Source organism: Paenibacillus sp. GCM10027630, assembly GCF_042676305.1.
Taxonomy (GTDB): Bacteria; Bacillota; Bacilli; order Paenibacillales; family NBRC-103111; genus Paenibacillus_S.
This window is the reverse complement of the sequence record NZ_JBHTGY010000036.1, coordinates 328,479-351,879: the sequence shown is the minus strand read 5'-3', so window position 1 is coordinate 351,879 and position 23,401 is coordinate 328,479. Positions and strand designations below refer to the sequence as shown.

Below are 23,401 nucleotides of genomic sequence, written 5' to 3'. Positions count from 1 at the left end.
ATCTAAATTATTTTATCATATTATCATCCATTTTGATAGACTTCCTACCTTAACCGGAATTAGGAATGATATGGATTTTTGTGATGAGGATTACTTTTTGCTAATATTAGAAATAGAAGTTGGGGCTTGGGAACTTTATCATTGCTTAATGAATTGGAGCGGTCGTTATGAACAGATATAGCTTTTATGGCATTACTCTTGAAATGATTGTAGTTATGTTTGCATTTTTTGTTATCTTCGCGGGGATCGTGCTGTACAGTTTGTTTTATGGAAAAAAGGAGCCTAAATAAATGGTACCTTGGCAGAAAAAAGGGGAGTGGCTGGAGCTGCGTCTCCCGCAACCGCTTGCTTCGATAGAAGAATTGAAAAACTATATGAGCATTTCGGATGGATTCTTGCGGAAATTGCAGCAAAAAGGCGACATTTCCATTAAAGGCCAGCGTATCCGCTTACATATATTTCCGAATGAATCCGTAGAATATATGTCGGAATGGATGCCGCTAGAAGTGCTCTATGAGGATGATTTCTGCCTGCTTGTCAATAAGCCTGCAGGACTCAAAGTCCATGGCGACGGCTCTGACCCTGGCATCCGAAATCCGGTGCTCGCTGATGTCGTTGCTTCCCACTATGAATCTACTGGACAAAGATGCAAGGTTCGTCATATTCATAGATTGGATGAAGATACAACGGGCCCTGTATTATACGCAAAACATGAGTGGTCGCAGCTTGTATTGGACGAAGCGATGAGACAGAAGCAAATTGGCCGAAGCTATGTCGCTATTGTTCAAGGACGACTGGCTGTTTCCCGAGGTACAATTGAAGCTCCTATAGGTAAAGATCGGCATCATGCTGCACGAAGGAGAGTGTCCGTTACTGGCGAATATGCTGTAACCCATTACGAGGTAATTGAACAACTGGCGGATGCAGCGCTTGTAAGATTGCAGCTCGATACCGGTAGAACTCATCAAATTCGTGTGCACATGAGCCACCTGGGTCATCCAATCTACGGAGATACGCTTTATGGAGGCATTTCCGGAATTATTTCCCGACAGGCACTGCATGGCGAAAAGCTCGTATTCGCCCACCCGTTTACAGGTGAAAAGCTTGAGGTAGCGGCTCCCTGGCCATCGGATTTCGAACAACTGTATTCGATTTTGAAAAAAATATAGTCATGCTCCTTCCACGCAAACCATATAAATTTATAGACAAATGAAATTAACCATCCATAACGTTTATAAGTTAGTTTCCGGAGGGAGGACATAACATTGGTTGAGCATCAGGGTGGATTACGATTTGATATTTATGAACGCGTGCATTTGTCTGAAGGGGTTGCAGGAATTAAAGAGCTGGAGGACGTTGAGCTGGTACCTCACATACAGGTATTGCCTTACGGGGATCAAGCTCTGTTAAGAGGCAATTTGCTCTTGTCTGGAACCTACGTCGATGAGCAGGATGCAATAAACCGGACTTTGGAGCATCTTATTCCGGTTGAAATTACGCTGCCTATGAATCGCGTTCATAGGGTGGAGGACATCGCAGTTGAGATTGAGAACTTTGATGTGGACCTGCTGTCTGCGAGGAGCCTGAATATTACAGGAGTATTATCACTAAATGGGCTTGAAGTCGTCCCATCTCCACAAGTTGAGGGATGGGGGGAGACCGAGGAGGAGGTTGTGTTCGTCCACCAAGTTCCTCGCAATACCGAGTATGGTGATATCATTAATAAACAGGAGCAGGAGCAGCCACAGCAGGAATGGTTAGCGTCTGAGCCGGTACATTCGCCCGAGAACGAGCAAGTAATGGATGAGAATGCTGCTTTTTCCGGGCAAATTCCACGAGACGAGCAATTACATTCAGAGGAACATGCTCCAAGTAATCTGAAATCATCTGGGGAGATTGAGGAAGAATCGGTATCAGAGTCGCTTGAAACCTTCCAGTCGTCGAATGAGTCATTGGCTTTGTTGGATGAGAAGAAAGAGCTGAAAATCGCTTTTACCGGAAAAAAGGCACAGGAAGAGAAGGCATATACGGCGAACGGTTTGGCTTCACTATTAGGCAGCACAACGGGCAAGCATGATGGCAGGGCTCAAGACAAACTTGAGTCAGGGGCACAAGCTGTAAGTTCGGCTCCGGGCCAAAAGCTGGAATGGAAAAAGCTGCTGCTGAGTACAATGAATGAGAAGCAAGAATTTCGGCGGGTGCGCCTATGTATTGTTCAAAAGGAAGAGACGCTTGAGACCATTGCCCGGCGTTATGAATTGAACCCACGGGAAATCGCATTGTTTAATCGATTGGGAGAGAACAATCTAACAGAAGGTCAAGTAGTCTATATCCCTAAATGATGGATGTTTTCAGAAATTCGAACACCCCGAACAAACTCCAGTGGGTTTGCTCGGGGTGTTTTTTGGGTACAATGAATCATATCTTCACTTTGTAGACAGCTATCGTATTGACTCCTTGGTTAATGTTGTTTATCATAGGAATAATTATACTGTTTATCAACATGGATAGGGAATAGTAGGCAGCCAACCCATCAGAGAGCGGAATTGTTACGCTGAAAGGTTCCGTAGGAGGTAACTGGCCGAAGTCGCCCTGGAGTTGCAGTGTTAAAATACTTGTGGTACACGGTTCCCTGTGCTCTTATGCAGCCAATGGAAACATGCCGTATGTAATAGACATTGCCGGTTACAGCCGTTATCTGTTTAAGTGCCGTAAGATAGCCGATTCATGACTCTGGCTGGGGCTTTAATAAAGCCGGCTAACAAGAGCAGATAGGTTATTACGGAATAAAGGTGGTACCACGGAAGCAGCTCCTTTCGTCCTTTGCGGCGAAAGGTTTTTTTGTGTTAATTAGAAGTCCGGTGAACAAGACTCACTGCTCGCTTCTAGAGTAGGTATATGTAGAATGATGGAGGTAATTCAGTATGGAAGAATTAAAAACAACTCAAATGCCGACAACTTATGATCCGAAGGAAGCGGAAAAAAAATGGTATGACTATTGGCTTAAGGGTGAATATTTTAAAGCGGGACAACGCCCGGATGCGGAGACCTATACAGTTGTAATTCCGCCTCCGAATGTGACGGGAATGCTTCATATCGGTCATGCTTTGGATTGCACGCTTCAAGATATAATGATTCGTACCAAAAGAATGCAGGGATATGACACTCTCTGGCTGCCTGGTTCCGATCACGCGGGAATTGCCACTCAGACGAGAGTTGAACAAAAGCTGCGCGAGTCAGGTGTAACCCGTTACGATCTCGGCCGTGAAAAATTTCTGGAAAAAGTCTGGGAATGGAAAGAGCTTTATTTGGAATCCATTCATGAGCAATGGGCAAAGATGGGCTTCTCTTTGGATTATTCCCGTGAGCGGTTTACTCTTGATGAAGGCTTGTCCAAAGCGGTGCGTGAAGTATTCGTAAAGCTTTATGAAAAAGGTCTTATCTATCGCGGCAACTACATTATTAACTGGGACCCAGCGGCACGTACGGCATTATCCGATATTGAGGTAGAGCATAAGGAAGTACAAGGACATCTGTACCATTTGCAATACCCTGTCAAGGATAGCGGGGAATTTATAGTTGTTGCAACTACACGTCCGGAAACGATGCTGGGCGATACTGCGGTTGCCGTCCATCCGAAGGATGATCGATATAAGCATTTGATAGGAAAAATGCTTCTACTGCCATTTACCGGTCGTGAAATTCCGATTATTGGCGATGAGTACGTTGATCGGGAATTCGGCAGCGGTGCAGTTAAAATTACTCCGGCCCATGATCCGAATGACTTCGAAGTGGGCAGACGTCACGATCTTCCACAAATATTGGTGATGGATGAGTCCGGTACAATGAATGACAATGCAGGATCCTATAAGGGATTGGACCGTTTTGAATGCCGTAAACAGATTGTTGCTGATATGAAGGAATCCGGTGTATTGGTAAAAATCGAGGATCATTTGCATCAAGTGGGCCATAGTGAAAGAAGCGGGGCTGTTGTAGAGCCTTACTTGTCTACCCAATGGTTTGTGAAGATGAAACCTCTCGCGGAGCAAGCGATTGAAGCCCAGAATTCGAATAAAGGGGCAAACTTCGTCCCAGACCGTTTTGAAAAAAGTTACTTGCATTGGATCGAAAACGTCCGTGACTGGTGTATTTCCCGTCAACTGTGGTGGGGGCACCAGATTCCTGCCTGGTATTGCGAGGATTGCGGCGAGATCCATGTAGCGCACGACAATGTAACTGTTTGCTCCAAGTGCAGCGGTACGAACCTTCGCCAGGATGAGGATGTGCTGGACACCTGGTTCAGCTCGGCGCTGTGGCCGTTCTCGACACTTGGTTGGCCGAATGAAACCGAGGATATGAGCCGTTTCTATCCAACCAGCTTACTGGTAACAGGCTATGATATTATCCCATTCTGGGTATCGAGAATGATCTTTACCGCGCTTGAGTTTACAGGCCAAATTCCTTTCAAGGACGTGCTGATCCATGGCTTGGTACGTGATGCGGATGGAAGGAAGATGTCCAAATCACTTGGCAACGGCGTAGATCCACTGGAAGTTATCGAGAAGTACGGGGCGGATGCGATGCGCTTTATGCTTTCTACCAGCTCAACCTCTGGGCAGGATTTGCGGTTCCGTTGGGAGAAAGTAGAGCAGGCGCGTAATTTTGCCAATAAAATATGGAATGCTTCTCGCTTTGCCTTAATGAATCTAGGCGATTTTAAAGTGGAAGAGATTGATTTGAGCGGATCTCTAAATACGGCAGACCGTTGGATTCTACACCGTTTGAACGAGACGGTTCGCGACGTAACCCGCCTGATGGATTCCTATGAATTCGGAGAAACCGGCCGTCTTCTGTACAACTTTATTTGGGATGATCTATGCGATTGGTATATTGAGTTCAGTAAATTATCCTTGTATGGAACCGATGATCAAGCCAAGAAAACTACCAAATCGGTAATTGCTTATGTATTGGACCAAACACAGCGATTGATACATCCTTTCATGCCGTTTATTTCCGAGGAAATATGGCAGCACCTGCCTCATGAAGGCGAGACCATCATATTGGCTAAATGGCCGGAGTATGAGAGCCGCTTTGAAGCAGCAGACGCTGTTCGCGAAATGGAGCTTCTGATGGATATCATTCGCAACGTTCGTAACATCCGTGCAGAGGTCAATGTTCCTATGAGCAAGAAGATAGAATTGCTGGTTAAGCCGTCGAGCGCTGAAGTCTTGGCTGTTTTGAAACGGAATGAGGACTATATTCAACGCTTTAGCAATACGTCAACGCTTGAAATCAGCTTGGAGCTGACTACGCCTGATAAAGCGATGACAGCCATTGTGACCGGTGCTGAGCTGTATTTGCCGCTCGCGGGGTTGATTGATATTTCGCAAGAGCTGGGCCGCTTAGAGAAGGAATTACAGGCGCTTCACGGTGAAGTGGAGAGGATTGAGAAGAAGCTTTCCAACGAAGGCTTCGTAGCGAAAGCCCCTGCCAAAGTCATTGAGGAAGAAAAAGCCAAGCTTGTTGACTACGCTGATAAGCGGGATAAAGTGATTGCCCGTCTGGCAGAGCTGAGAGGGTGAGTAAGATGAGCGGAACCAATGAACCGAATGTGAAGTCCAATGTCTCTTTTCAAAGCGCGGCGGACGCGGTCGATTGGATTGTCAATCTCGTTAAATTCGGAGTAAGACCTGGATTGAAGCGGATGGAGAAACTGATGGAGCTGCTCGGCAACCCGGAGCGCCGCTTGAAGTTCATTCATGTTGCAGGCACGAACGGCAAGGGATCTGTGTGTGCCTACTTGACGGAAGTGCTTAAGCAAAGCGGTTATGGTGTTGGAACTTTCACCTCTCCTTACATCGAGAAGTATGCGGACCGCATCCGGTATAACGGTCAAAATATTGCGGATGACGATTTGCTGAGCGTAGTTAATAAGCTAAAGCCGATCGTTGATGAAATCGCAGCTTCCGAGCTAGGGCAGCCAACTATGTTTGAAGTGTCTACGGCTGCGGCGATTGAATATTTTGCCCGAATCTCTTGTCCTGACTATGTGGTTTGGGAAACGGGTTTAGGGGGAAGACTGGATTCCACGAACATTGTTTCCCCAATTTTGACCGTTATTACGAATGTAGGTCATGATCATATGGATGTTTTGGGAGATACACTCGAGAAGGTCGCAGGTGAAAAAGCCGGGATTATCAAATCAGGCGTACCTGTTGTGAGCGCGGTGTCCCAACCGGAAGTTATCGATGTGATTGAGCAAACGGCCAAAGCCAAAAACAGCACGCTGTATTTAATGAACCGGAATTTTCATTTTGAAAGCTTGTCTTCGTTGGAAAACGACCAAACCTTTGATTTCTTCGGTCCCTACCGGAATATGACAGGTCTGGGCATCTCGCTAAATGGTAAGCATCAGCTTACGAACGCGTCGGTAGCATTAATGGCGATAGAACTGCTGAGGCAGTTCTATGCATTGATTGTCGAGGATGAGGTACTTCTGCAAGCAATGAAAGAAACAAAATGGGCCGGACGACTGGAGATGGTGTCGCATAGTCCCCGTATTCTTATAGACGGAGCACACAATCCTGAAGGTGGAGCGGCGCTTGCCCAGGCATTAAGGGACACATACCACTATAACAAGCTACATTTTATGATGGGAATGCTCTCAACAAAGAATCATTCCGGATATTTGCGGCATATACTACCATTGGTGGATACACTCATCCTGACTGAACCCAATTGGCATAAAAAGGAAGAAGCTTCACGTCTTGCCGATCTGGCTGAAACACTTTTGAAGGAGCTGGGCCGCTCCGATGTGGATGTGATAGTTGAACCTGACTGGAAGACAGCGCTCGTTCGGTTGAATAGCTTAATCGGGCAAGACGACCTGGCTGTCGTTTCCGGTACCTTATATTTGATTGGGGATGTTCGTTCCTGGATCCTACATCAAACTGATTCTGAAAAAGGCTGGTGAGAGCGGCGTGAATACATCTGAGCACATCCATTTTATCGGCATTGGCGGGTATGGTATGAGTGCTATTGCCAAAGTAATGCTGGAAATGGGCTACCAAATTTCGGGGTCTGACTTAGCGCGGCAGGAGTTAACAGAAAAGCTCGCTGCCAAAGGAGCGCAAGTGTTTATTGGACATGAAGCACATCATGTGAATGGCGCGGATGTGGTTGTTTATTCGACTGCGTTATCCAAGGATAACGTGGAGATGGCAGCTGCCGAGGAATTGAAAATTCCAATTCTTCACCGTTCACAAATGTTGGCGCGCCTTATGAATGCCAAGAAAGGCATTGCAGTTGCTGGTGCGCATGGAAAGACGACAACGTCCTCCATGATTGCTTTGGTTCTGGAGGAGTGCAGTCAAGATCCGACCTATATTATTGGTGGCGAAATCATGAATGTAGGCAGCAACGCCAAAGCCGGCAAAGGGGATTGGGTTGTAGCCGAAGCAGATGAAAGCGATGGCTCCTTCCTGCAATATCACCCACTTGTTGCTTTGGTCAACAACATCGAAGCGGATCATTTGGAAAATTATAATGGCGACTTCGAAAATTTGAAAAAAGCTTATGCTCAATTTTTAAGTCAGGTCAAAGAGGAAGGCAAAGCGGTTGTCTGCAATGACGATGCTTTTTTACGCGAGATGATTCCTCATATTGCAAGTGAAGTAATTACTTACGGCATAGACAACGATGCCGATTATATAGCCCGCAGCATTGAGCTGGGCGACCGCAAGGTTAGCTTTCAGGTGGAGCATCAGGGCAACATTCTCGGGATGATCCAGCTGTCAGTGCCGGGCAAACATAATGTATATAACGCTTTGGCAACCTTGATAGCGTGCATGGAGGCGGGGCTGACATTTGAGCAGGTCGCTGATGCAATTACAGATTTCCGGGGAGCTAAAAGGCGCTTTCAAGTATTGGGAGAAGTCGAAGGCATCCTGGTTATAGATGATTACGCTCACCATCCGACCGAGATTGTAGCGACTATCAGCGCTGCTAAAGCGACAGGTAAAAAAATTACGGCAGTGTTTCAGCCCCAGCGATATACTCGCACCTATTTCTTATTCGAGCAGTTCAGCCGGGCTTTTTCTGAAGCGGATGAGGTTATCATAACGGATATCTACTCACCGGCGGGTGAAAAACAAATCGAAGGCATCACATCTGCCAAGCTGGTGGAACTAATTCGTGAGAACAGCAACCCTAACGTCAAGTACATTCCTACAAAAGAAGAAGTACAGGCATATTTGATGGAGCATGTGAGGAGCGGCGATTTGGTGCTGACGATGGGAGCGGGCGATATCTGGAAGGCTGCTGACGGATTAGCACGAGCCTTGCAGGAGCAGGCAGAAGCAAAGTAATTCGTGTTGATATCTTGATTGAATAAAAGCATAACAATCCCTTAACATAAATGAAAATATCCCGGCTTGCACTGAATTTAGAGTGTGGACTGGGATATTTTTTTGCCATAAATGCTAAATAGATTAAATGCATATTATTTCTCCGTTGACATAAATTATGATAACGATTATCATTTTCATTGAACGCTGATGGAGAGAGGGATCCTTCATGAAAAAGATCAACTATTGCTGCCGAAACTTTAAGCAGGGTTCCGAGGCTGTATATAAGAAGTTAAAGAAAAAATTTCCTGATATAAAACAAAAGAAGCGCGACTGCTTGGGCAATTGCAAGCTTTGCTCTAAAGAGTGCTTTGTCAGGCTTGGCAAGAAGGATGTTATTAAAGCATCGTCACCGGGCAAGCTTCTTAAGGAATTAAAGCAGTTGATCGGCTAGATGAATACGACTCGCCAGAAAGGTCGTTTGGAGGATGAGTTGGAATATTTTATGGATTCTCTCCCCAATTTTAGGTATACTAATTGTGTCCCCCGTACTGTACTTCTGGGGAATTACGCGAAAATAAACGGAAGGTGTGTGCTCTTTTGCTAAACGATGCTTTAAGTAAAGCGCTGAATGATCAACTAAATTTTGAGTTCTACTCCGCCCAAGTATACCTGGCAATGGCCGCTTACTGTTCAGCAGAAAGCTTGGATGGATTTGCTAATTTTTATATTGTACAAGCCGAAGAAGAACGGTTCCATGCAATGAAAATATATAAATTTTTGAATGACCGTGGAAGACGGGCATTTATTATGGGAATGGAAAATCCGAATAATGAATACAAATCCATGCTGGATGTGTTCCAACACGCATTCGAACATGAGCAGCTCGTTACACAACGTTTTTATGATCTGTCGGATTTGGCAATGAATGAACGTGAGCATGCCACAATTAATTTCTTGAAGTGGTTTATCGACGAGCAGGTTGAGGAAGAAGCGATGTTTGACAGCATTATCAACAAGCTGAAGCGGATCGACACGGACAGTAACGCATTTTTTATGCTTGACGCTGAGTTTTCCCAACGTGTATTTACGTCGCCAGCTCCTTAACATTTCTCTCATACATGGAACGACCTTATCATCTAAGGTTGTTCTATTTTTTTTGTCTCTCTCATAGTCTAGTAATACGAAAATTGGACAAGAGGAGAGAAGTAGAAATGAATAATGCCAAAATGACCTTTCGATTTGAGAATGGAAAACATAAAAACTCTGGACGCGTTGTAAAAGAGCAGCCCAAGGTAATTCCATTGCATAACGAAGAATATACAGTAATTCGCAGCGAAGATGTGGACGCAGAGCAAACTTCTGTAGAGATGGAATCTGTTGCGACACCGCCATCATCTCGTCTACACAATTCCAGATCTGAAACGTTTATTGACGCCCAGCCGTTAAATCAATATACGAATGACTTTGGCGGATGGCAAAGCTCCTTTGATACAGAAACACAACGGGTGGAGAAATTGATACGTGAATCTGCAAAGGTCGAGTATCATCCCGAAACCGGTTATATGGATAATCAGAATAATAGAAACGTTAGACGTGATGATGAGTCGGAGTATGAGCCCATAAGAGATCACCGGTGGTATGTCCCTGAGGAAACGGTGTACGTGAGCCAATCTTCCGGTTCTTCGTGGCTTAAAGTAGCTGCATCTGTTGCAGGCGCAGTTGTTACTGGTATCGCCTTCGGCTTTTTTGTTTTATCGATGTTTTCTCAGGATACTCAGAGCCCCAAGGGAGGGAATACATCTCCTCCTGCTGGAGCAGCAGGGTCGACAGTTGCCAGTACGCAAACTAACGGGACTGCTGTAACCAAATTGCCAGTGAGCAGCTCAGCGAACACAGGGCAGGCGGCTGCACCGGTAATGGCTCCGGTCACGAGTGGGTCCCCGGTTGTTACGGCGGTCAATATTCCAGGCAAAACGATAGCCTTCCTCCAAAGTGGAGTTTTCAGCACACCACAAGCTGCAGATACTGCTCAAGCGGAATTGAAAAAGAAAGGACTAGCAGCTGTGAGTGACTCGGGTGATAAATTCCCGGTTTATGTTGGAATGTCCATGACTCGTGATGAAGCTTTAGGCTTGGCGCAGCAGTTCCAGCAGAAGAAAACGGATGTCATCATCAAGAGCATAGAACTGCCTGCACTGACGAAAATAAAATGGAGCGCGAAGCCGTCAGAGGGTTTATCGGTTTATTTGTCTCAGGGTGATAAGCTTCTGCAGACGCTGACTCCGCTTACTTTGACACATTTGACTCAAGCACAGCCGGCTGCGCTTGATGCAGCAGCTTTGCAATCAATTAAAACCGCCCATCAAACGTGGACGGGGTTGGCTGCCGGTGCGAATGAAGGACTGGCAGATGAAGCGAGGGCTTCCGTTCAAAAGATGAGCAATGCCATGAACACGGCCGTTGCTTCATTGGATGAGTATAAAAAGAATCCAAGCCAGTCCTATATGTGGCAGACGCAGAATGCGATGATGCAGTACGTGCTTGCGCAAAAGGAGCTTCGCAAACTGGTATCGGCGCAGTAACCGACGGGCTATTTTGCCAGCGGCATCTGATTTTTATGGTATATAGAAAAAAACGCCGAACCGGCACAGCCTATGGCTGACGGTTCGGCGTTTTTTTGGTGCTTTGCACGAAGCGGTCAAGCAGTACGGCCGCTTCGGCACGGGTCATTCGGCGGTCCGGCGCAAAGCTGTCCGCCGTAATGCCGTCGATCCAGCCTGCTTGCTTCAGGCTGTAGACCGCCTTGGCCGACCAGGCGCTGGACGGCACATCCTTAAACGCCGGCTCCTTGGCTGCCGGCGCAGCTTGTGCCTGCGGCAGCGCGAGCCGCGCGAACGTTGCCGCGACCTCAGCCCGTGTTACGGGCTGATCGGGACGCAGCGTCCCGTCCGCGTAGCCGTTCAGCAGACCGGCGCTGACGGCTTTGTTCAAGACCGCAGCGGCCCAATGGCCTGACGCTGCGTCCTTGAACGAGACGGGGGCTGCTGGCTTGGCGCAAGCCCCGGCATAAACCGCTCCGGCGACCGTTCCGCCGGAGCCTGCTGTAGAGCAGCCGCTTCCAGATGCGGCTGCAGCAACCGCCGGCTGGACCTTCGACAAGTCGAATACACGGTCCAGTAAGGTCACCCACTCCGCTCGAGTCATCTCGCGGTTCGGTTGAAACTGCTTACCGACGCCGTCCACGATTCCCTGCTCTTTCATGCGCAGTATGGCTTCGCGTGCCCAATGTCCGCGCGTGTCAGGAAATACAATGGACTGAGCTGTAGGCGGCATATAAGCTTCAATTCCTTGACCGATCGCCTGCGCCATTTGAGTTCGTATCTTATCGTTTGCGAGCATAGCTGCATCCTGCTTGTTTGACAGAAAAGCGGTCTCTACCAGGATGCTTGGCACTGTGCCCATTCGAACTACATATACGGAGCTTGGAAGCAAGCCGAGGTTTTCCACGTCTACGGATTCTACGAACTTGTCCAGCACTTGTTGGGCGAATTGCTTGCTGTCCTCCGAAAGCTCTGCCATCTCATCACTGGCTGGATAACTTTCCTGCGGGTAGCGATTGTCATAATAAAGGACCATAGCTCCACGGCTTTTGGGAGTGTAGGAATTGGCGTGAACCGATACGAATAAATCGGCTTGCTGTCCATTCGTGAATTCTACGCGTTCCTTAAGTGATAGGAAAGTATCGTCGTCTCTTGTCATCACAACTTCATAACCTTTTTGTGTTAGAATATCTCTAAGCTTCAGGGAAATGTCAAGATTAACGGTTTTTTCATACAAGCCATTCACGCCAATTGCGCCAGGATCCGATCCTCCGTGTCCGGCATCGACTACTATTTTCATAGCCCATGACGAGGATGGAGAAGCAAGTAAGCAAGTAAGTATAAGCATCATGATAGCATAAGGCCGACGCATAAGCGGTTGTCCCTCCTGAGAGTTTCGCGATAACGAAACTTACTTCGTAAGCAGTAGCAGAGCGTTCCGAAGGAAAGCTCAAATTGTACTAAAATTTACACGAGAAAGCTTAACATTCAACATTTATTTTACAGGCTTCCTGTACATGTGTAATCAGGTAACATTCGGTAAATGTTGTGCTATAATAAGCTTGATTATCCCTCCTTAATTGAATTTAGACTCATACTTATCTCCCGAAAAAGGAATGGTAGCTCGTGAAGAAAAATACTTTTACGTTCATTTTATTGCTTATTATAGGGTTGGTAGCAGGTTCGCTAGTGGGCCAATTGCTGGCTTCTGTGCCTGCGCTCGCCTTTCTAACCAAATCGGTAGAGCTTTCCTGGGATCCCAAGGCGGATCTGCTGGTACTTAAATACGACATGCATTTCCAGCTGAAGCTAAACTTGATTAGCATTCTTGGGCTGATTGGAGCGTTCTGGATTTATCGTAAGCTATAATTTTTCCAAATCCCCACATAAATGGGCTAGTTCTAATGTAAACTATTCGTGACAAGGAGTCTATATATGTCGATTATTGTTGAAAGAAAGTTGATCTTGGCGTCATCATCACCACGGAGGCAGGAATTAATCCGTACTTTACAGCTTCCATATGAAATTCGGGTTAGCGATGTAAATGAGGATACGGAACCAGGCTTGACACCGGCTGAAATTGTCGAACAGTTGTCCGGTCGTAAAGCCGCAGCCGTTTGCGAAATGTATAAGAGTGAGCTTTCCAAGGAATGTGTTGTCATCGGATCGGACACCATTGTTGTGCTTGACGGACAAGTTTTAGGTAAGCCAAAGGATAGTCGGGATGCTTCCCGAATGCTGAATGCTTTACAAGGCAGAGAACATCAAGTATTCAGCGGCGTTGCCTGTCTGGACTTGTCCTCGGGAATGCAGCTTGTTGATCACCAGGTTACATCTGTTTACATGAAGCCTTTATCTGATGAACAAATAGAGCGGTATATCCTAACTGGAGAACCAATGGATAAAGCGGGTTCTTATGCTATACAAGGACTGGGCGCAACGATTGTTGAGAGGATTGAGGGAGATTATTTTAATGTGGTCGGACTGCCAATGTCACTGTTGAGCGATTTATTAAAGCGTCTTGGCATCGCTGTTCTTTAGCAGGCTATCGTGCTATAATGTGAGTTCACACACACTTTAAATTGAAAGAGGGGAATGAATGGAATCGAGCAATTTAACATTGCACGATGTCCCAAACGACGAACGACCAAGAGAACGCATGATGCAGTATGGGGCTCAAGCATTAAGCAACGCGGAACTGCTGGCAATTTTGCTGCGGACCGGAACATACCAGGAATCAGCGGTCCATTTGGCGCAGCGCATGCTGAGTCAATCCGGCGGATTGCGCAGTCTGGTTGATATGAGCTTGGAGCAGCTGACCGAGATCAAAGGAATTGGCAAAGCGAAGGGCTTGCAAGTTCAGGCTGGAATTGAGCTGGGCCGTCGTCTGGCACGTACCGCCATGAAGGATACCATTACGGTTAGGTCACCTAAAGATGCTGCAGATTTGCTTATGGAAGAGCTGCGTTATTTGCAGAAAGAGCATTTTGTTTGCTTGTTTTTAAATACCAAAAATCACGTCATCGGTCAGGAAACGCTCTCTATGGGCAGCTTGAATGCCTCTATTGTTCACCCTAGGGAAGTATTCCGTGCAGCTATTAAACGAAGCAGTGCTTCGATTATTTGTGCGCATAACCACCCTAGCGGCGATCCGACCCCTAGCTCTGAAGACATTCAAATGACAAAGCGGCTTGTTGAAGCCGGTGACATTGTCGGTATCGATGTGCTGGATCATATCGTGATAGGCGATCAGCGGTTCGTCAGTTTGAAGGAGCAAGGTTTGATGTAATATAATAGAAGATAAGGAATCAAGTTCCCAAAACCATTATAGTCATTGTTTAAAAAGTCCTCTCAGGACGGCTAAAGAAGCTTGTAGCTCCGTTTCTCCTTCCTCAACTGCTTACGAAATGAGTTTTCTACGAAAACTTGAACTTATCGGTTATGAAAGCGGGCTTTTTAAACTCACTCCTATAGGGCGCTCGTGAACTTCCTTATTCAAACAAACGCAATCAAATTTAATCGATGAATATAGAGCCATAAGGAAGGGAGTACCAATCATGTTAGGTGGGTTTACAAAAGATCTGGGAATTGACCTGGGTACAGCGAACACATTAGTATATGTAAAGGGAAAAGGCATCGTGGTCAGAGAACCGTCTGTTGTGGCGATCCGTACCGATACCAAAACCATAGAAGCTGTTGGGGAAGCGGCGAAAAAAATGATAGGTCGAACTCCCGGCAATATCCGCGCAATCCGCCCTATGAAGGATGGCGTCATTGCTGATTTCGACACTACTTCCACAATGATCAAGTATTTTATCCGCCAAGCTCAAAAGCAGCGCTGGTTATTTCAACGCCATCCAAGTGTAATGGTCTGTGTTCCATCCGGTATTACTGCAGTTGAGAAACGCGCAGTGGAAGATGCGACCAGACAAGCGGGAGCTCGTGATGCCTTTACGATTGAGGAACCGTTCGCTGCTGCGATTGGCGCTGACTTACCCGTATGGGAACCGACAGGGAGTATGGTTGTCGACATCGGAGGCGGGACGACGGAAGTAGCGGTTATCTCGTTAGGCGGGATTGTTACAAGCCGTTCGATCCGTGTAGCGGGCGATGAAATGGATGAAGCTATTACTCAATATATCAAACGTACATACAATTTAATGATTGGTGAACGTACATCCGAGCAGATCAAGATGGAAATTGGCTCTGCTTTACAGATGGATCCACCTGTACGGTATGAAATTCGCGGTCGTGATTTAGTGAGCGGCCTGCCGAAGACGATGTCCATTACTTCCGATGAGATTACGGATGCATTATCCGATACGGTCAGCAGCATCGTCGAGGCTGTAAAGGTTACTTTGGAGAAATGTCCTCCTGAGTTGGCTGCTGATATTATGGACCGTGGCATCGTGCTCACTGGCGGCGGGGGTCTGCTTCGGAATTTGGACAAGCTTCTTTCCCGCGAAACGGGAATGCCGGTGCTTGTTGCCGAGAATCCGCTTGATTGTGTAGCGATCGGCACCGGGCGTGCGCTGGAAAACATCCATTTATTTAGAATGAAATCGGGACCTGCCAGTAAATCCAGACGTTAAATATAAGAGGTAAAGGTTAGAAGGTGGTAGCTTTGAAATTATTTGGAAACAAGAGGTTACTCATATTGCTGCTGGGCTTCATTTGCTTCATTGCTCTTATGGGCTTGACGCTAGGGAAGCGTGAACGAATGACGTGGCCTGAAAAATTTATAACCGATACCGTCTCCTGGACACAAGGATTGTTTTATAAGCCCGCTGGCTACATAGCGGGTTTCTTTGAGGATATTGGGAAATTGCATGTCATTTTTGAAGAAAATAAGGTGTTGAAACAAACCTTGACCAGGTATGCAAGGGATACAACCAAGCTGAATGATTTGGAGCAGCAAAACAAGCGATTGAAGGAAGAGCTTGGGTTCACTGAGCGCCAAAAGCAGGCAGGCCTTTACACATTCCGAATAGCTGAGGTCGTAGCTCTTAACCCTGATTTGCTCAATAACACGGTTCGTATCAATCTGGGAGAGAAAGACGGCATCAAGCCTAATATGGCTGTCATGTCCGTCGAAGGATTGGTAGGCCGTGTTAAGCAGGTTTCATCTTTTTATTCCAATGTTCAGCTGTTGAAGGGCATAGATGATACAAACAATGAATCGAAGGCTATTTCGGTTACGGTCAAAGGCAGGGAGAATGAAACTTTCGGCATGCTGGAGAGCTACAATAAGGAAAAACAGAAGCTGATTATGACCAAGATTGACCCCAATGATAAGATGGAGATCGGCGATGTCGTAATAACCTCCGGTTTGGGGCAGGTTTTTCCAAGAGGGATTGAAATCGGTAAAGTAATCTCCAGAGAGCCTGGCAATTTCGGAATATCCCATGAAGCGGTAATAGAGCCATTTGCTTCTTTTGATCATCTCCGTGAAGTCTTTGTAGTTATCGTTCCGGAGCAGGGGTGAGGATGTGATGCGCAATTGGCTGTGGTTGATTCTAGCCGTTCTGTTTATATTGGAAGGTACATTGCTGCAATGGATGATTCCAAGCGTATGGCAATCCAAAGTTTATGTAGCTCCTCATTTCATTATGGTTATTGTGCTTTATATCGGGTTATTTGTTAATCGCCATTCGGCATTAATGTATGGACTTATTTTCGGATTTTTACAGGATATTTTGTATTATTCGCCCATGCTTGGTCCTGTATCGTTTGCAATGGGCTTAACCGGATATTTGGCTGGGTTGACACATCGCCGCCTTTATTCGAGTATTGTTGTAAGCATGCTGGTTATTGCGTTAGGCAATCTGTTTTTTGAAGGCATTATTTTTGGACTTTACCGTTTGTTTCAGATTACGCATTTAGATCTCCAGTGGGCTTTTTTCCACCAAATGCTTCCCAGCATGCTGATCAATCTTCTGTTCGCATTGCTTGTGTATGTTCCGGTAAGAAAGCTGTTTGAGAGCATGCAGAACAGTCAGTCCGCGGCAGATGAATAATTTTCATGGGTTATGCAGGAAATAAGCGCAAAAAAGCCGAATTGTATAGGCTGGGGGGTTGGAACGTGTATGACGGCGGTAAAGCATCATGTGATGATAAAAGGTGTCAAAGACGGTCTTGTATTTTTGCTGGATGACACTTGTGAGTTTGCGGAAGTCATTCAAGAGCTGAAGCACAAGCTGGAGAAGACTCATCAAAAAATTTTAACGGGTCCGATAATTCACGTCTATGTAAAGCTGGGATCCCGTCTTGTTTCGGATGAGGAAAAAGAATTGATTCGTGATATCATCGGGCAAAAAGGGAATCTGCTTATCCAATCCATCGAATCGTTAGCGGTAGCCCCCTCGGCGCTTGTTGCGAGCATGACGGATATTAAGCTGGTAAAAGGCATGGTTCGATCAGGGCAAACGATGTTAAAAGAAGGCAATATCTTATTTCTGGGTGATATCAATCCGGGTGGAGAGATTATTAGCTCAGGCAGCATTTATGTGATGGGCTCCCTACGTGGAATGGCTCATGCAGGTGTAGATGGGGATGAATCGGCGGTTATTGCTGCTTCCCATTTAAGGCCAACGCAGCTTAGGATCGCATCGATTATTAGTCGACCTCCGGATGAGTGGGGAATCAACGAGGCATTTATGGAATTTGCATATATAAAAGACGGTAAAATGGAAATAGATAAGATTCACCATTTGCATAAATTAGACTTGATGCAGTAATGCGAAGGAGTTGAGCACGATGGGAGAGGCAATTGTTATCACCTCGGGAAAAGGCGGAGTGGGTAAAACAACCACTTCGGCAAATATCGGGACAGCATTGGCGCTTCAGGGTAAAAAGGTTTGTATGGTGGATACAGATATCGGCTTGCGTAATCTGGATGTTGTGATGGGTCTGGAAAACCGGATTATTTATGATTTAATTGATGTTGCTGAAGGTCGCTGCAGATTGCCTCAGGCATTAGTTAAAGACAAACGGTTTGACGAGCTCTACATGCTGCCAGCTGCTCAAACAAAAGACAAGGATGCAATCTCTCCGGACGCGGTTCGTGAGATTATTCTTGATCTGAAAAAAGATTTTGAATTCGTAATCATTGATTGTCCGGCAGGTATCGAGCAGGGCTTTAAAAACGCTGTAGCCGGGGCGGATAAAGCTATAGTAGTAACGACACCGGAAAATGCTGCAGTACGTGACGCTGATCGAATCATCGGTCTGCTGGAGGGAGCGGGTATTCGCTCTCCTAAGCTGATTATTAACCGCATTCGGGCCAATATGGTGAAGAATGGCGATATGCTCGATATCGATGAAATATGCTCCGTTCTCGCTATTGATTTACTTGGAATCGTACCGGACGATGAATATGTTATAAAAGCGGCGAATATCGGAGAACCGACGGTCATGAATCCAAACTCTCGCGCAGCTATTGCGTACCGGAATATAGCACGCCGTATGCTTGGTGATAATGTCCCTTTAATGCCATTGGAAGAGAAGCCGGGCATGCTGCGTAAATTGAAGAAGTTTATCGGGATAGGATGAGCGCGCGTTGCTGCATAAATTTAAAAATATTGATCTTTTAATTGTCGCGATTCTGATAGCCTTTATGGTAATTAGCACCCTGCTTGTTTACAGTGCAACATTAGATGACCCAAACATTGATTTTGATCTGAAAAAAACAATTACTATCTATATCATTTCAATTCTCGCCTTTATAGGTGTAACCTTTGTTGATTTCAGGGTATTGGTCAAGGTATCTCCCTATTTTTATATAACGGGTTTAGCTTTGCTTGCTGCTGTTTACAAGTTTGGTTTGGAGAAGAATGGTGCAAAAAGCTGGTTCCCTCTCCCGGGAGGCTTGGATTTTCAGCCGGCTGAGCTTATGAAGCTGGTGCTGATCATTGCACTTGCTGCCTTTTTGGCGAGAAAGCAGGGGGAATCGTTAACGTTTCTGACGGATGTCCTTCCGGTAGGCGTAATCGTGCTTATTCCATTTGTTCTAGTGCTGATACAGCCGGATTTAGGAAATGCTATTATTTTTATAGTGATTCTGATAGGTATGCTGTGGATTGGAAATGTGAAGTATTTGCATTTTTTAATCGGTCTATTGCTAGCTGTAGCCGCTCTTGTTTTATTTATGTATTTATTCACTCATTATCATGAACCCATCAAGACTTATTTTACGGAAAAAGGCAAATCACACTGGGTGGCTCGTATCGATACGTTTGTTAACCCGGAGAGTGCTACCAAGGATCAAAAGTTCCAAGTCGACAATTCAATTAAAGCTATCGGTTCCGGGGGGCTTACCGGGGAGAGTTATTTGAAAGGGACCTCGGTTCACCGTAACTTCATACCCTATGCTTATTCGGATTCCATATTTGTAGTGTTGGCGGAGGAGTTTGGTTTTGTCGGTTCCTCGATCTTGCTGCTGCTGTATTTTGTACTGATTTACCGGATGATTCTTATTTCCATTCAATGCAACGACAAGGCGGGTTCATATATCATTATTGGTGTTGTCTCGATGTTTGTATTTCAAATATTTGAAAACGTAGGTATGCTGATTGGAATTATGCCGCTGACAGGCATTACATTACCCTATATCAGTTACGGTGGAACATCGCTGTTAATTAATATGATGAGCATTGGTCTGGTCATGAGCATCCGTGTGCATCAGGAAAAAAATCCGATATATTAAAACGTTAAGGAAAGCACTCTTCGGAGTGCTTTTTTTCATATATAATTTATATGTTTCGGGGCTCCCCGCAAAGTATCTGAATCAACTTCGAAGCAAGACCCCACTTTGTGGGGATATTTTATGTATTCTTGCAGACGCATAAAGCTCTTTTGTTATATTCACCCATACGTAAACATAGGATGGAGTATACAAGCCCTACCTGTCCAAACCAATGAATTTAGGAGGAGCCTACATGGAAACAAGAGATAAGGTAAGACAGCGGCGTATGGAACGCATTCGGCAGCTGCAAGAAACGGAGCATAACACCTACTACAACCCTCCTGAATATCATGACACCAATCGACCTATACCGCTTTCTAATGCAAATGCCCGAAGAGATAGTGGTGTTGAGGGCTTGAATAGTTCAGCTATGCAAGATTCAAGCCGCTGGAACGATCCAGAGTATGTGTGGAAGCATAAATTTAACCGGGATATGAATACTCGGAGACAAGATTATGATTACGAAGACGGCGGCAGCAGATTTATGCCTACGCGAGGGGGAATCCGCACTAAACTGCTGATCAGCTGCATTTTATTTGGAGCGGTCTGGGGGATGTTTCAGTTCAATCATCCTTGGGCTAATAAAGGGAAAGCCTTCATAACGTCAGCTTTGAATGAACCGTTTGATTTTCAGCCTGTAGCTATGTGGTATGAACGTCAATTTGGAGGTGCGCCGTCTTTATTGCCGGCACTCAATCCGGTGAAGCAGGAAGAAGCGCAGAAGGTGACTGCAGATTCCAAGCATTATTTTGTGCCAGTGAAGGGAAAAGTAATAGCTCCATTCGAATCGAGCAGGCTGGGGGTCACGCTGGAAACCAAAGCAGAAGCTGCAGTTGCGGCTATAGATACCGGTTTGGTGGTATATGCGGGAAGTAAAGAAGACACAGGATTTACTGTCATTATTCGACATACGAATGGGCTCCAATCCGTCTATGGTTGGGTGGATCAAGGTAGAGTTCAGCTCAATGATTGGATAAAAGGGGGGGAGACCATCGGAACGGTTTCGAAAAATAGCTCCAAACCATCAGGCTATTTTTATTTCGCTGTCTCCAAAGATAATAAATTTATAAATCCTGCGGATGTGGTTAACTTTGACTAAATGGAACCTATGGTTTGGTACCTATTACAGGTTTCATCCTTTATTCTCTATTGTTATCCTGCTTTCAGTATTGGCGGGATATTTTATTGAAACGGCTACTTTATTTGCCATTGTATTTGTTCATGAAATAGGTCATGTTATGGCGGCCAAAAGCTTCGGTTGGCGGGTCAAGGAGGTGCAGCTTCTCCCTTTTGGGGGAGTTGTGGTTGTAGAAGAGCAGGGGAGTGTTCCTGCTTGGCAGGAAATTATCGTTTCTTTGTGGGGCCCGCTGCAAAATGGCTGGATGATTATTGCTGCACTCGTTTTGCAGTGGTGCGGTCTTATATCGGGGGAGTGGGCAGCATACTTCGTTCAAGCGAATCTATTTATTGCTGTATTTAATCTTATGCCTATTCTTCCGTTGGATGGTGGAAAAATTATGCAGTCCTGTTTAAGCATGTGGCTGCCTTATCATAGGGTAATCTTATTTAGTAGCATATTAAGCCTTATTCTCAGTGCGGTGCTGGTTTTTGCGTCCATACTGCAGCTGCTCCGCGGAAGCATTCAAATGAATTTGTTGATTATAGGCTTATTTCTGCTCTATTCCAACTGGTATTCCTATAAAGGATTGTCTTATCACTTTATGAGATTTCTCATCAACCGTGAATTTGTTTTGAGACGTTTGATTAATCAGGGAACGTTGGCGCAACCTATTGTTGTAAATGAACGTATAAAGGTTACGGATGTTGTCCGTTTGTTAATTCGGGAAAAGTATCATCTCGTTTACGTGATGGATGAGCGTGGAATTATACGTACTGTGCTACCAGAACAGCCTTTGCTGCATTCCTATTTTAATGAATCCAAGCGGGGATGTGCGATTTCCGAGCTTTTCATGTAAAATGGAGTCCGAGGTGGAAAATATGAAGCGAATCCTGGTTCAATGCGGACAAGAGCAAATAGAAGTGGCTGTGTTGGAAAACGGTAAGCTGGTTGAATATGACAGCGAATCACGCGGAATCGAGCAATTAGCAGGAAATATGTATTTAGGACGCGTAATGACGGTCTTGCAGGGGATGCAAGCGGCATTTTTAGATATTGGATTGGAAAAAAACGCATTTTTATATATTGACGATATTTTGCCTGCTCATTTAGATAAGCATCCTAAGCAAAAACCGGCCATAACGGATTTAGTGCAAGTAGGGCAAATCCTCCTGGTTCAAGTCGTAAAGGAGCCAGTTGGTACCAAAGGAGCAAGGGTGACAACCCATCACTCCATACCGGGAAGATGGGGAGTGTACATGCCGGAGGCCGATTATGTAGGGGTTTCCCGCAAAATTGAGAATGAAGCGGAACGGACGAGATTAAAGCAGGCAGCTGAAAGCAAGCTTCTTCAGGGTGAAGGATTTATAGCGAGAACAGCAGCTGAAGGGGTTGCAGAACAGCTGCTCGAGGCGGATCTTGAAGAATTAAGACGACGTTGGACAGCGGTACAACAGCTTGTGAAGCAGTCTGGGAAGGCGCCTCGCAAGGTTTATACGGATTTTGGACTGCTGACACGATGGATTCGAGACGGTTTTCGTGAAGATGTGAACGAGCTCTGGGTGGATGATAAGGAAGCCTTCACCTCTATAGCCGCGATGGTGGGATGGTCAGCTCCGTTGCTTCGTGACAGGGTACGTCAGTTTGACACCCGAGCAGGCTCTCTGTTTTCCGTGTATCAGGTTGATGAGCAGCTTCAGAGCGGCTTTAAACGAAAGGTTTGGTTGGATAACGGCGGTTACTTGATTGTCGATTACACCGAGGCGCTAACAGTCTTTGATGTGAACACAGGTAAATACACAGGCAGCGTGGATTTGGAGCAAACCGCTTATGATACGAATTTGATGGCTGCTAAGGACATTGCCCGATTGTTGCGACTTCGGGATATCGGCGGGTTGATCGTGATTGATTTTATCGATATGGAGTCGGAGTCTAATCGAAAGCATGTACTTGAAACGTTATTGGAAGAAACCAAAAAAGACCGTACCAAAAATGCCATCGCCGGATGGACTAAGCTGGGACTGGTTGAATTAACACGTAAAAAGGTTAAGGACGGTAAGCAGAAGCTTCAAGTGACTCGCTGTAAAGCATGTGAAGGAACAGGTTGGGTTTGGTCCAAATAGGCATTGCAATGATTTATCAATTATGATAAAATATTCAGGTGTGTTGCTTTTGACATGCTGTAACCGCGCGAAGCGGGTTTAAGAACGCGTTCCTTGATGGGACGGGTCACCTGGCTTTAGGCGAGTCTGAGACATGAGGAGGTGCTATGAATGTACGCTATTATTGAAACAGGTGGTAAACAATACAAAGTTCAGGAAGGCGATGTACTATACATCGAGAAACTGAATGCAGGTGAAGGCGATGCTGTCACTTTTGACAAAGTATTGGCTGTATCCAAAGAGTCCGGTTTAGTTTTGGGAGCTCCATTGGTATCCGGCGCTGCTGTTTCCGCGAAAGTGGAAAAGCATGGTAAAGGTGAGAAAATCATCGTTTACAAATACAAAGCCAAAAAGAACTACCGTCGTAAGCAAGGTCACCGTCAGCCTTACACTAAAGTTGTGATTGAAAAAATCCAGGCTTAAGGATATAA

At 45.7% G+C, this 23,401-nt stretch carries 23 protein-coding genes and 2 other annotated features; of the genes, 22 read left to right on the top strand and 1 reads right to left on the bottom strand.

What is annotated here, in order from left to right; translation table 11 throughout:
- The first annotated feature begins 167 nt into the window (after positions 1-167).
- The 9 genes from ACFQ0C_RS18460 (at position 168) to ACFQ0C_RS18420 (ending at position 10,930) form a co-directional block, all read left to right on the top strand.
- Positions 168-290, top strand: coding sequence for a hypothetical protein (locus ACFQ0C_RS18460; RefSeq protein WP_258211235.1), 123 nt, complete (start codon positions 168-170; stop codon positions 288-290).
- Positions 291-1,169, top strand: a complete 879-nt coding sequence (locus ACFQ0C_RS18455; protein WP_379368487.1) for an RluA family pseudouridine synthase — start codon at positions 291-293, stop codon at positions 1,167-1,169. It begins immediately after the preceding gene.
- Positions 1,170-1,265: 96 nt separating this feature from the next.
- On the top strand, positions 1,266-2,342 hold the full coding sequence (locus ACFQ0C_RS18450) for a LysM peptidoglycan-binding domain-containing protein (RefSeq protein WP_379368486.1): 1,077 nt from the start codon (positions 1,266-1,268) through the stop codon (positions 2,340-2,342).
- A 153-nt stretch (positions 2,343-2,495) separates the two neighbouring features.
- Positions 2,496-2,827, top strand: a binding site (T-box leader).
- Between the two features lie 97 nt (positions 2,828-2,924).
- Positions 2,925-5,582: a valine--tRNA ligase gene (locus ACFQ0C_RS18445; RefSeq protein WP_379368485.1), complete on the top strand. Its 2,658-nt coding sequence runs from the start codon at positions 2,925-2,927 to the stop codon at positions 5,580-5,582.
- Positions 5,583-5,587: 5 nt separating this feature from the next.
- A complete protein-coding gene (locus ACFQ0C_RS18440; RefSeq protein WP_379368484.1) occupies positions 5,588-6,973 on the top strand; it encodes a bifunctional folylpolyglutamate synthase/dihydrofolate synthase in 1,386 nt (461 codons plus the stop codon).
- A 7-nt stretch (positions 6,974-6,980) separates the two neighbouring features.
- Entirely contained in the window at positions 6,981-8,366 is a 1,386-nt protein-coding gene (murC, locus tag ACFQ0C_RS18435) for a UDP-N-acetylmuramate--L-alanine ligase (protein ID WP_379368483.1), read from the top strand.
- 208 nt (positions 8,367-8,574) lie between these two features.
- Positions 8,575-8,799 (top strand): DUF1450 domain-containing protein, encoded by a 225-nt coding sequence (locus ACFQ0C_RS18430; protein ID WP_258211229.1) that lies wholly within the window; start codon positions 8,575-8,577, stop codon positions 8,797-8,799.
- Positions 8,800-8,945: 146 nt separating this feature from the next.
- The gene (locus ACFQ0C_RS18425) at positions 8,946-9,452 is read left to right on the top strand and encodes a ferritin (RefSeq protein WP_379368482.1); all 507 of its coding nucleotides are present in this window, start codon (positions 8,946-8,948) and stop codon (positions 9,450-9,452) included.
- Positions 9,453-9,559: 107 nt separating this feature from the next.
- Positions 9,560-10,930: an SPOR domain-containing protein gene (locus ACFQ0C_RS18420; RefSeq protein ID WP_379368481.1), complete on the top strand. Its 1,371-nt coding sequence runs from the start codon at positions 9,560-9,562 to the stop codon at positions 10,928-10,930.
- Positions 10,931-11,000: 70 nt separating this feature from the next.
- Here the strand turns inward: ACFQ0C_RS18420 and ACFQ0C_RS18415 are convergent, their stop codons facing one another.
- Complete coding sequence (locus tag ACFQ0C_RS18415) at positions 11,001-12,320, bottom strand: N-acetylmuramoyl-L-alanine amidase (protein ID WP_379368480.1); 1,320 nt, start codon at positions 12,318-12,320, stop codon at positions 11,001-11,003.
- Positions 12,321-12,574: 254 nt separating this feature from the next.
- Here ACFQ0C_RS18415 and ACFQ0C_RS18410 point away from each other — a divergent pair, with 254 nt between their 5' ends.
- From ACFQ0C_RS18410 to rplU, 13 genes are all read left to right on the top strand, one after another.
- Positions 12,575-12,817, top strand: coding sequence for a DUF4321 domain-containing protein (locus tag ACFQ0C_RS18410; RefSeq protein ID WP_258211225.1), 243 nt, complete (start codon positions 12,575-12,577; stop codon positions 12,815-12,817).
- A gap of 66 nt (positions 12,818-12,883) precedes the next feature.
- On the top strand, positions 12,884-13,489 hold the full coding sequence (locus ACFQ0C_RS18405; protein ID WP_379368479.1) for a Maf family protein: 606 nt from the start codon (positions 12,884-12,886) through the stop codon (positions 13,487-13,489).
- Positions 13,490-13,547: 58 nt separating this feature from the next.
- Positions 13,548-14,237, top strand: coding sequence for a RadC family protein (gene radC, locus ACFQ0C_RS18400; RefSeq protein WP_258211223.1), 690 nt, complete (start codon positions 13,548-13,550; stop codon positions 14,235-14,237).
- 268 nt (positions 14,238-14,505) lie between these two features.
- The gene (locus ACFQ0C_RS18395) at positions 14,506-15,540 is read left to right on the top strand and encodes a rod shape-determining protein (RefSeq protein ID WP_258211222.1); all 1,035 of its coding nucleotides are present in this window, start codon (positions 14,506-14,508) and stop codon (positions 15,538-15,540) included.
- Between the two features lie 32 nt (positions 15,541-15,572).
- Complete coding sequence (gene mreC / locus ACFQ0C_RS18390; protein ID WP_258211221.1) at positions 15,573-16,433, top strand: rod shape-determining protein MreC; 861 nt, start codon at positions 15,573-15,575, stop codon at positions 16,431-16,433.
- 7 nt (positions 16,434-16,440) lie between these two features.
- Positions 16,441-16,965 carry a rod shape-determining protein MreD gene (gene mreD / locus ACFQ0C_RS18385; protein ID WP_258211220.1) on the top strand — a complete coding sequence of 175 codons (525 nt, stop codon included), beginning with the start codon at positions 16,441-16,443 and terminating at the stop codon, positions 16,963-16,965.
- A gap of 69 nt (positions 16,966-17,034) precedes the next feature.
- A complete protein-coding gene (minC, locus tag ACFQ0C_RS18380) occupies positions 17,035-17,685 on the top strand; it encodes a septum site-determining protein MinC (protein WP_258211219.1) in 651 nt (216 codons plus the stop codon).
- A 19-nt stretch (positions 17,686-17,704) separates the two neighbouring features.
- Entirely contained in the window at positions 17,705-18,499 is a 795-nt protein-coding gene (gene minD, locus ACFQ0C_RS18375) for a septum site-determining protein MinD (RefSeq protein WP_258211218.1), read from the top strand.
- Positions 18,500-18,506: 7 nt separating this feature from the next.
- Positions 18,507-19,652, top strand: a complete 1,146-nt coding sequence (locus ACFQ0C_RS18370; protein WP_379368478.1) for an FtsW/RodA/SpoVE family cell cycle protein — start codon at positions 18,507-18,509, stop codon at positions 19,650-19,652.
- 232 nt (positions 19,653-19,884) lie between these two features.
- A complete protein-coding gene (locus ACFQ0C_RS18365; RefSeq protein ID WP_379368477.1) occupies positions 19,885-20,790 on the top strand; it encodes a peptidoglycan DD-metalloendopeptidase family protein in 906 nt (301 codons plus the stop codon).
- Positions 20,783-21,667, top strand: coding sequence for a M50 family metallopeptidase (locus tag ACFQ0C_RS18360; RefSeq protein ID WP_379368476.1), 885 nt, complete (start codon positions 20,783-20,785; stop codon positions 21,665-21,667). Before ACFQ0C_RS18365 ends, ACFQ0C_RS18360 begins: the two co-directional genes overlap by 8 nt.
- Positions 21,668-21,689: 22 nt before the next feature.
- Entirely contained in the window at positions 21,690-22,931 is a 1,242-nt protein-coding gene (locus tag ACFQ0C_RS18355) for an Rne/Rng family ribonuclease (protein ID WP_258211214.1), read from the top strand.
- A 51-nt stretch (positions 22,932-22,982) separates the two neighbouring features.
- Positions 22,983-23,069: a sequence feature (ribosomal protein L21 leader region), on the top strand.
- Positions 23,070-23,081: 12 nt separating this feature from the next.
- Positions 23,082-23,393 (top strand): 50S ribosomal protein L21, encoded by a 312-nt coding sequence (rplU, locus tag ACFQ0C_RS18350; RefSeq protein ID WP_171654254.1) that lies wholly within the window; start codon positions 23,082-23,084, stop codon positions 23,391-23,393.
- Positions 23,394-23,401 lie beyond the last annotated feature (8 nt).

What these genes read in the sequence shown, in the direction of transcription:
- ACFQ0C_RS18440 (WP_379368484.1), top strand. Translation starts at nt 5,588, where the DNA reads ATGAGCGGAACCAATGAACCGAATGTGAAGTCCAATGTCTCTTTTCAA.
- ACFQ0C_RS18460 (WP_258211235.1), top strand. Translation starts at nt 168, where the DNA reads ATGAACAGATATAGCTTTTATGGCATTACTCTTGAAATGATTGTAGTT.
- minD (WP_258211218.1), top strand. Translation starts at nt 17,705, where the DNA reads ATGGGAGAGGCAATTGTTATCACCTCGGGAAAAGGCGGAGTGGGTAAA.
- ACFQ0C_RS18430 (WP_258211229.1), top strand. Translation starts at nt 8,575, where the DNA reads ATGAAAAAGATCAACTATTGCTGCCGAAACTTTAAGCAGGGTTCCGAG.
- rplU (WP_171654254.1), top strand. Translation starts at nt 23,082, where the DNA reads ATGTACGCTATTATTGAAACAGGTGGTAAACAATACAAAGTTCAGGAA.
- ACFQ0C_RS18405 (WP_379368479.1), top strand. Translation starts at nt 12,884, where the DNA reads ATGTCGATTATTGTTGAAAGAAAGTTGATCTTGGCGTCATCATCACCA.
- ACFQ0C_RS18415 (WP_379368480.1), bottom strand. Translation starts at nt 12,320, where the DNA reads ATGCGTCGGCCTTATGCTATCATGATGCTTATACTTACTTGCTTACTT.
- radC (WP_258211223.1), top strand. Translation starts at nt 13,548, where the DNA reads ATGGAATCGAGCAATTTAACATTGCACGATGTCCCAAACGACGAACGA.
- mreD (WP_258211220.1), top strand. Translation starts at nt 16,441, where the DNA reads ATGCGCAATTGGCTGTGGTTGATTCTAGCCGTTCTGTTTATATTGGAA.
- ACFQ0C_RS18355 (WP_258211214.1), top strand. Translation starts at nt 21,690, where the DNA reads ATGAAGCGAATCCTGGTTCAATGCGGACAAGAGCAAATAGAAGTGGCT.
- minC (WP_258211219.1), top strand. Translation starts at nt 17,035, where the DNA reads ATGACGGCGGTAAAGCATCATGTGATGATAAAAGGTGTCAAAGACGGT.
- ACFQ0C_RS18420 (WP_379368481.1), top strand. Translation starts at nt 9,560, where the DNA reads ATGAATAATGCCAAAATGACCTTTCGATTTGAGAATGGAAAACATAAA.
- ACFQ0C_RS18395 (WP_258211222.1), top strand. Translation starts at nt 14,506, where the DNA reads ATGTTAGGTGGGTTTACAAAAGATCTGGGAATTGACCTGGGTACAGCG.
- ACFQ0C_RS18455 (WP_379368487.1), top strand. Translation starts at nt 291, where the DNA reads ATGGTACCTTGGCAGAAAAAAGGGGAGTGGCTGGAGCTGCGTCTCCCG.
- ACFQ0C_RS18445 (WP_379368485.1), top strand. Translation starts at nt 2,925, where the DNA reads ATGGAAGAATTAAAAACAACTCAAATGCCGACAACTTATGATCCGAAG.
- ACFQ0C_RS18365 (WP_379368477.1), top strand. Translation starts at nt 19,885, where the DNA reads ATGGAAACAAGAGATAAGGTAAGACAGCGGCGTATGGAACGCATTCGG.